This is a genomic window from Sphingobium sp. CCH11-B1 (assembly GCF_001556865.1).
GTDB lineage: Bacteria > Pseudomonadota > Alphaproteobacteria > Sphingomonadales > Sphingomonadaceae > Sphingobium.
In genome coordinates, this window is record NZ_LSJY01000107.1 from 1 (window position 1) to 7,430 (window position 7,430).

At 59.4% G+C, this 7,430-nt stretch carries 6 protein-coding genes; 5 read left to right on the plus strand and 1 reads right to left on the minus strand.

Features of this window, described 5'->3' with window-relative positions; genetic code table 11:
* Together AX724_RS11355 and istB are read left to right on the plus strand one after the other, a co-directional pair.
* A partial coding sequence (locus AX724_RS11355) for an IS21 family transposase (protein WP_066766354.1) occupies window positions 1–1,175 on the plus strand: 1,175 nt, incomplete at its 5' end.
* Window positions 1,172–2,017, plus strand: a complete 846-nt coding sequence (istB, locus tag AX724_RS11360) for an IS21-like element helper ATPase IstB (RefSeq protein ID WP_006949666.1) — start codon at window positions 1,172–1,174, stop codon at window positions 2,015–2,017. The genes AX724_RS11355 and istB, both read left to right, overlap by 4 nt.
* Window positions 2,018–2,071: 54 nt before the next feature.
* On the opposite strand, the gene AX724_RS11365 is transcribed toward istB, so the two are convergent.
* Entirely contained in the window at window positions 2,072–2,566 is a 495-nt protein-coding gene (locus tag AX724_RS11365) for a TetR family transcriptional regulator (RefSeq protein ID WP_006949668.1), read from the minus strand.
* A gap of 528 nt (window positions 2,567–3,094) precedes the next feature.
* On the opposite strand from AX724_RS11365, the gene AX724_RS11370 reads away from it, so the two are divergent.
* The 3 genes from AX724_RS11370 to AX724_RS11380 all read left to right on the plus strand — a co-directional run bounded on the left by AX724_RS11370 (window position 3,095) and on the right by AX724_RS11380 (window position 7,419).
* Window positions 3,095–3,859: an IS6 family transposase gene (locus AX724_RS11370; RefSeq protein ID WP_006949122.1), complete on the plus strand. Its 765-nt coding sequence runs from the start codon at window positions 3,095–3,097 to the stop codon at window positions 3,857–3,859.
* A gap of 68 nt (window positions 3,860–3,927) precedes the next feature.
* Complete coding sequence (locus AX724_RS11375) at window positions 3,928–6,213, plus strand: TonB-dependent receptor (RefSeq protein WP_197421551.1); 2,286 nt, start codon at window positions 3,928–3,930, stop codon at window positions 6,211–6,213.
* A 63-nt stretch (window positions 6,214–6,276) separates the two neighbouring features.
* A complete protein-coding gene (locus tag AX724_RS11380) occupies window positions 6,277–7,419 on the plus strand; it encodes a metallophosphoesterase (protein ID WP_066766362.1) in 1,143 nt (380 codons plus the stop codon).
* Window positions 7,420–7,430: the final 11 nt, after the last annotated feature.

A 7,430-nucleotide genomic window follows, 5' to 3' on the forward strand; every position in this document is an offset into this window, starting at 1 on the left:
CAAAGCCGGCCAGGTCGCGGAGCTGCCGTTCGCACGACTGGTCGGCTGTCGAAACGGGCATGTCGGATTTCTTTGACGCCCGCGATCTGAAGGTCACCATCTCCGGCAATCCGAGCCCGCACCTGATCTATCACTTCGCGCTGGTCTATTCCGGGTGGGAGCATGCCGAGGTCGTGCTGGGAGGAGAAAGCTTCACGGCGCTGGCCTGCGGCCTTCAGAATGCGCTGTGGCAGCTTGGCGGCGTGCCGCACGAGCATCGCACCGATAGCCTCTCCGCGGCGTTCGCCAACCTGGAGCAAGATGCCCAGGAAGATCTGCGGACCCGCTATGCCGCCCTGTGCGCCGATTACCAGATGGAGCCCACCCGCAACAATCGCGGGGTCGCCCATGAGAATGGGTCCATAGAAAGCCGTCATGGTCACCTTAAGGATCGGCTCGATCAGGCACTCCAGTTGCGCGGGACACGTGACTTCGCCTCCATCGAGGACTGGCGCACGTTCCTCGCCCAGATCGTGGGCCGCCACAATGCCCGGCGGCGCGATGCCTTGCGCATCGAAGCTGAGCACCTGCGCCCGTTACCTTCACGCCGCAGCTGCGATTATGATGAAGCTACGGTGCTCGTCACCTCATCGGGCGGCTTCGTGCTGCGCAAGGTCTTCTACACCGTGCCTTCCCGGCTCATCGGCCATAGCCTGCGAGCCAGGATCTTCGATGACCGGATCGACCTTTATCTGGCCGGGCAGCCCATCGAGACCCTGCCACGCGGGAGGGCGCCCGATCGCGGACGGGGCGGTCATGACCACGTAGTCAATTATCGGCACGTGATCCACAGCCTGCGTACCAAGCCCCACGCGCTGGCAAACCTTGTCTATCGCGACAAGCTCTTCCCTCGCAGCGAATATCGCCGCTGCTGGGATGCTCTGGAGGGTGCGCTTCCCAAAGCCGCCGCATGCCGCAGCATGGTGGGGCTGCTGTGGCTTGCGCATGACCAGGCCTGCGAGGCTGAGCTCGCCGCGACCCTGACCGGCATACTCGATGGCCAGGGTTTACCCGATCTGAGGGATCTGCAGGAGCGCTTCCAACGCCCCGGCAAAGAGCCGGCCGATGTGGTCGTCGATATTCCCCAGCCTGACACATACGACGATCTGCTCACCGCCAGGGAGATGGCCGCATGAGCATCACTGTCGACACCGCCCAGCTGCCCATGTTGCTTGGCACGCTGCGTCTGCCCACCATTGCCCGTCTCTGGCCGGACTTCTGTTCACGAGCGGACAAGGAGGGGTGGCCGGCTTCGCGCCTGCTGGCAGCCTTGGCCGAACTGGAACTCGCCGAACGCGAACAACGCCGGATCCAGCGCCATCTTACAGAAGCACGGCTGCCTCCCGGCAAGACCCTGGATGCCTTCGACTTCAGCCTCGTTCCCACCTTGAGCAAGGCCCAGGTCATGGCTCTGACCCAAGGAGATGCCTGGCTCAAGGCGGGCCACAATCTTCTGGCATTTGGTCCGCCCGGTGCCGGCAAGAGCCACGCCGCAGCCGCCATCGGCAACGAGCTCGTCGCGCGCGGATACCGGGTCTTCTTCACCCGAACCACCGATCTCGTCCAGCGTTTGCAGGCCGCACGTCAGTCCCTGACCTTGACCCAGGAGATCGCCAGGCTCGACCGCTTCGACCTGCTCATCCTCGATGACCTGTCCTACGTCCGCAAGGACCAGGCAGAGACCAGCGTCCTGTTCGAACTCATCTCTGCCAGATACGAAAGGCGCTCCATCATGATCACCGCCAACCAACCATTCAGCGGTTGGGATTCCATTTTTTTGGATAAGGCAATGACTGTCGCTGCCATCGACAGGCTCGTTCACCACGCCACTATCCTGGAAATGAACGTCGAGAGCTATCGCAGGCGATCCGCCCTGGCCTCAGCGACATCGCTCCGCGACAGTGCTCCTGATCCAGCGACATCGCCCAGCGACATCGAAACCATGCCAGCGACATCGCTGCGCGACAACGCCTCTTGATCCAGGCCAACCTCGTGTGACACTATCCCCAACGTCACCGCTGACACATCACCATCAATGTCGCTGACCAGTCACCGACGATGTCGCGCTACACGCATCCACGCTTTCGCCATGGCGGATTGCCAGATCGCGCCAGAACGCCGTTTCAGCGAACATTTCCTCGCGCAGCGCCTCTTCGATAGCGGTCTGACCGCTGGCGACGGCCTCGTTCTCCAGTTCCTGCAAAAGTGCCATCACCATACGGCCGGTGCTCAACCGATCCTGCAACAGCGACGTGAACACGTGATCAAGCTCGGCCCACCTCGGGGCACCCTCTTCCTGTAAAGCGGCCTGCGACTGCCGCCAGCGGCTAGATACCGCGATAGCCTTGAACGCGATCTGCGCGATGAGCCGCTCGCGATTGCCGATGTGGTAATTGATTGCCGACGGGCTCATTCCTGTCTTTCGCGCCAGACTTCGTGCGCTGAGCGCTGCCAGACCGCTCTCTTCGGCAAGGTCATACGCGGCCTCACTCATCCGCTCTGCCTGGGGCGAGGCTTCATCGGACATATATCGCAAGCGACTCAAACCTGACACCCTTCTGTACAGCCGTTCGAATTAAGCTCCGCCCGAATTCGGCTGGCTTTCCCAATCTAGATAGAGCCTCACCACACCGTTGCCAAGTTTGCTCCCTGAGCAGGACGGCATCGCGCATATCGCTTCGCCGACGGCGCATCCGCACAGGATACCCACGAGCGTTTCTCCGGCTGTCATAGAAGATTCACACGATACACCTACCTGTACAGCCGTTCGATTCGGGCAGGGGGTCCTATGAAGTATTCACACATCCATCGATGGGCGGGGTCCCGGCGTATGCCGCAACGGCCTGTCGTCTCCGACTAGGCCCCTCATTGTCCTGAGCGACGCGAGATCCACCCCCGATCCGGGCGGTGGCCGATGTCGCTCGCCCTCTTCTGACATACATGTTCCAAGGACTGATTTCATGGCCAGCTCATCGCAGCACAAGTTCCGCGGCTCTGTTGCAAACTCTGACACGGTTTCCAAGATTGGGCTCATGTACTGTCAAGGTCAGTTGCGATGAACGATTTCAAAGGACGGCATTTTACCGGCGAGGTCATCCTATGGGCGGTGCGCTGGTATTGTCGATACGGCATCAGCTACCGTGATCTCGAGGAAATGCTGTCCGAGCGTGGGATCGATGTCGATCATACGACGATCTATCGCTGGGTGCAGCGCTACGCGCCGGAGATGGAGAAGCGTCTCCGCTGGTTCTGGCGGCGCGGCTTTGATCCGAGCTGGCGTCTGGATGAGACCTACGTAAAGGTGCGGGGCAAATGGACCTACCTGTACCGGGCGGTCGACAAACGGGGCGACACGATTGATTTCTATCTGTCATCGACACGCAGCGCCAAAGCGGCGAAGCGCTTTCTGGGCAAAGCTCTTCGTGGCCTGAAGGACTGGGAAAAGCCGGCCAAACTCAATACCGACAAGGCACCCAGCTACGGCGCAGCAATCGCTGAGCTGAAACGCGAAGGCAAACTGGCGGCGGAAACCGAGCACCGGCAGGTGAAATATCTGAACAACGTGCTCGAGGCCGACCACGGCAAGCTGAAGATGCTGATCAAGCCGGTACGTGGCTTCAAGTCGATGCCAACGGCCTACGCCACGATCAAGGGCTTCGAGGTCATGCGCGCCCTACGCAAAGGACAGGCCCAGGCATGGTGCCTGCAGCCAGGTATCATGGGGGAGGTGCGCCTGGTTGAAAGAGCATTCGGAATTGGACCCTCGGCCCTGACCGAAACCATGATTATGCTCAATAAGCATTTCGCCAATGCTGCCTAATCCCCCAACTGGGTGACGCCGCGCGGCCGTGCCCCATGTTTGCAACAGAGCCGATGAGGAAGCCTGCCATGAAGAAGGCCAGTTTCGTTAGGGGAGAGAAGACCATGTCAAAGACCGTCTTGGGACTGATCGCTTCGAGCAGCCTCTCTACAGCTTTTTGGTGCGCACCCGCCTGGGCGCAAGCTAGTGCTCCCGCTGTGCAAGGTGCGGTAGCAGGCGCTGTGGCTGCGGATGACGAAGTAGGCGGCGAGATCATCGTCACGGCCCAAAAACGTGCCCAAAGGCTCCTCGATGTTCCTTCGGCGGTGTCCGTGGTCACGCCCGCGCTGCTCCGCGACAGCGGCGCAAAGGATCTGGTGGATGTCTCGCAATTGACGCCAGGCGTGATCGTATCACCCGTCGCTCAAGGCGGTCGAACGATGCAGACATTCACGATCCGCGGCATCGGCAATGACGATTTCCGACCGAATGGAAACCCGTCCGCCGCAGTTCATGTGGACGGTGTCTATCAGAGTTCGTCCGCGCTTGTCGGAGGCCAAATCTTCGATGTGGAGCGGGTCGAAGTACTGAAGGGGCCGCAAGGAACTTTGTATGGTCGCAACACGACGGCCGGCGCAGTCAACATCATATCACGCAAGCCGGGCGATCGGTTCGAAGGTAACATCAGCGCTGAATATGGGCGATTCAAGTCCTTCCGCGTCGAAGCTGGCCTGGGTGGGCCGCTGAGTGACACTGTGGGTGTGCGAGTGTCCGGAGTCTACGACCGCTCAGATGGCTACTACACCAACCTCGGATCGGGCACTGCGGCTGGCTTCCGCCTCAACCCGGCAATTCCTGGCAATCCCGACCCAGGTGTAAACGACAAGGCCGCGCGCTCGCGCTTTTTCGCAGGCCGGGCCGTACTGGCGTACGATAGCGATCAGGGAACGGCGATCACGGCAAACCTGCATGGCTTTCGCGAGCGCGGTGGAGCAGCGCAGTTTGAGCGGATTTTCGCTATTGGAGCCTTCCCCGCCAATCGTCCGTACACGTTCGATGTCAGTTTCGACCCCTACCTTCGGAAGAGCAGCTATGGCGGCTCACTCACGCTGCAGCAGGATTTGAGTGACGACATTTTTCTGACCGGAATCGCTGGCTACGAATATATGAAGCAGAGCTTCGCTTCTCAGATCGATGCCAGCCCTCTTCGAGGCGCAGCGGATTTCCTCTACCGTGACAGGCTGAACCAAAAGTCGCTCGAGGTCCGTATGCAAAATCGAAACTCGGACACCCTTGACTGGACCATCGGCGCATCGGGCTTCAGGGACAAGATCAAACTGATCAGCACTTTGGACTTCTCGGACTCGCTTCGGACTCTCGTCGGGAGCGACTATCGGCAATCACGGGAAGGATGGGCAGCGTTCGCCGACGGCACTTACCATCTAGGTGACAAGTGGAAGGTCGGTGTCGGCATACGCTACACCAAGGAGTCAAGCGACTTCGATGGAACGACTGTCGATCTCAATCCGTACGGGGTAACCGCCAACGCCTTCCCCTCATTACCGCTGACGTTCGCCAAGGATTATTCGGGATCGAACGTCTCGGGCCGTGCCACCCTCAGCTATCAACCCAACAGCTCAACGAATATCTACCTGTCGTTCGGTCGGGGCTTCAAGGCCGGCGGTTTCGATGGTTCGACGTCGATGAACGATGTGGAAGCCAATCCCTTTGGGGACGAAAAGGTCTGGGCATATGAGGGGGGTGTGAAGTTCTTGCCTCGCGGCGGCATTGTGCAGGTTGAAGCATCTGCCTTCTATTATGATTATAGTGGATTACAGGCGAACTCGGTCCGCATATCGAATGGCCTCGCAAATGCTGTGCGTGTGAATGTCGGAAAGGCTCGAATATATGGTGCCGAACTGACAGCTACCGTTCGGCCAGTCGACCGGCTCGAGATGCAGCTCAGCGGCGCATTCCTTAGCAGCAAGATCACCAGGATTATCTCGGATTCACCTGCTGAAGCAGCGCGACGGCTCGGCAATAAGCTGCCTTTTGCGCCTCCGGCGACCCTGTCCGGAACGATCAGATATTCAATTCCGCTGAGCAACGATCTCGAACTCGTGCCCTATGTGTCTGGTCGCTACATCACCGACCATTACAGCGAAATAGACAACTATCTCCAGGTTCAGGGATATTTCCTTGCCAATGCGCAGCTTGAGTTGCGGCGAAAGGATTCTTGGTCAGTAGCCGCCTGGGTCCGCAATCTTACCGACCGCTCGTATACGGCCACCTATTTAATTCCCAGTTTGGCCACCGCATCGCGGCTTCGCGGCGAACCGCGCACGTACGGGGTCAGGCTTGGCTTCGAGTGGTAATCTGAGGTCCAAGGGAGCCGCGCCACGCGGGCTCCGCGCAAGAACAGATAGGAAAGGGCCGTAATGTTCTGGTCTCAAACGAACCGCCGATTTGTTCTCGGCATGCTTGGGTCGGCTGCCCTCGCGATCGCTTCCGGCGTCCAGGCGCGCGATCAGGCGAAAAAGGGCGATACTGCGTTCACGATCGCGGTCATACCCGATACGCAGAATTATCTCGATTTCACGCATCAGGCGAAAGACGGTTTTCCGTTCGATGCCGCCAAGATGTTCATGGATCAGATGCGCTACGTAGCCGACAATGTCGAAGCCAAGGGTGGCGACATCGCGTTCGTCACTGCCTTGGGCGACATATGGCAGCATCAATCCAAGCCGATCGATCCCGAGCATGAGAAGCGGGGGTTCCGGCGTGTTCCAAACCCTTTGCTCGATCATCATCTATCGCCGTCGAATCGCGTGATCAGCGAGGAAATGCCGATGGCCCGGGAAGGCTATAAGCTGCTGGCGGGGCTCGTTCCCTTCTCCGTTGTGCCGGGCAACCATGATTATGACGCCATGTGGACCGACGCTCGGCAGCCGCCTTCGGCAAATGCAACATTGAGCGATTTCAAGACGCTCGGACAACTGCATGTCGGCGGATTGGACAACTTCCGATCAGTGTTCGGAAATGACTCCGATTTTTTTAAGGGCAAGCCCTGGTACGTCGCTTCGCATGACGGCGGTGCCGACAGCGCGCAGATCTTCACGGCCGGCGGTTTGCGCTTTCTTCACATCGGGCTACAGTTTGACGCACCGGACGCCAGTCTGGAGTGGGCAGCGCAGGTGATCCGGGATCATCCTGGCCTCCCAACGATCATCGCGACCCACGATTATATGAATAATCGGGCCGAGCGCAGGCCTAATCCGCTTCTCGATGCCAACTCCCTCGATCCGGGAGACAACAGCCCCCAGGAAGTGTGGGACAAGCTGATCAGCAAGCACGACCAGATCTTTTTGGTGCTATGCGGACATCAGCTCGGTCAATCCATAAGGACAGACAAGAACGATGCCGGTCACGACGTGCTCCAGCTGCTCTCGGATTATCAGGATCGACGCCAGACATTCCTGGATGCCGGTGGCAAGCCGGACTTTTGGAGCGGCATAGGTGATGGATGGTTTCGCCTGATGTCCGTCGTCAGAACATTTGGCACAGGTCGCGGCGTAAATTAGCGGAGTGCGGG

What these genes read in the sequence shown, in the direction of transcription:
- AX724_RS11370 (WP_006949122.1), top strand. Translation starts at nt 3,095, where the DNA reads ATGAACGATTTCAAAGGACGGCATTTTACCGGCGAGGTCATCCTATGG.
- AX724_RS11380 (WP_066766362.1), top strand. Translation starts at nt 6,277, where the DNA reads ATGTTCTGGTCTCAAACGAACCGCCGATTTGTTCTCGGCATGCTTGGG.
- istB (WP_006949666.1), top strand. Translation starts at nt 1,172, where the DNA reads ATGAGCATCACTGTCGACACCGCCCAGCTGCCCATGTTGCTTGGCACG.
- AX724_RS11375 (WP_197421551.1), top strand. Translation starts at nt 3,928, where the DNA reads ATGAAGAAGGCCAGTTTCGTTAGGGGAGAGAAGACCATGTCAAAGACC.
- AX724_RS11365 (WP_006949668.1), bottom strand. Translation starts at nt 2,566, where the DNA reads ATGTCCGATGAAGCCTCGCCCCAGGCAGAGCGGATGAGTGAGGCCGCG.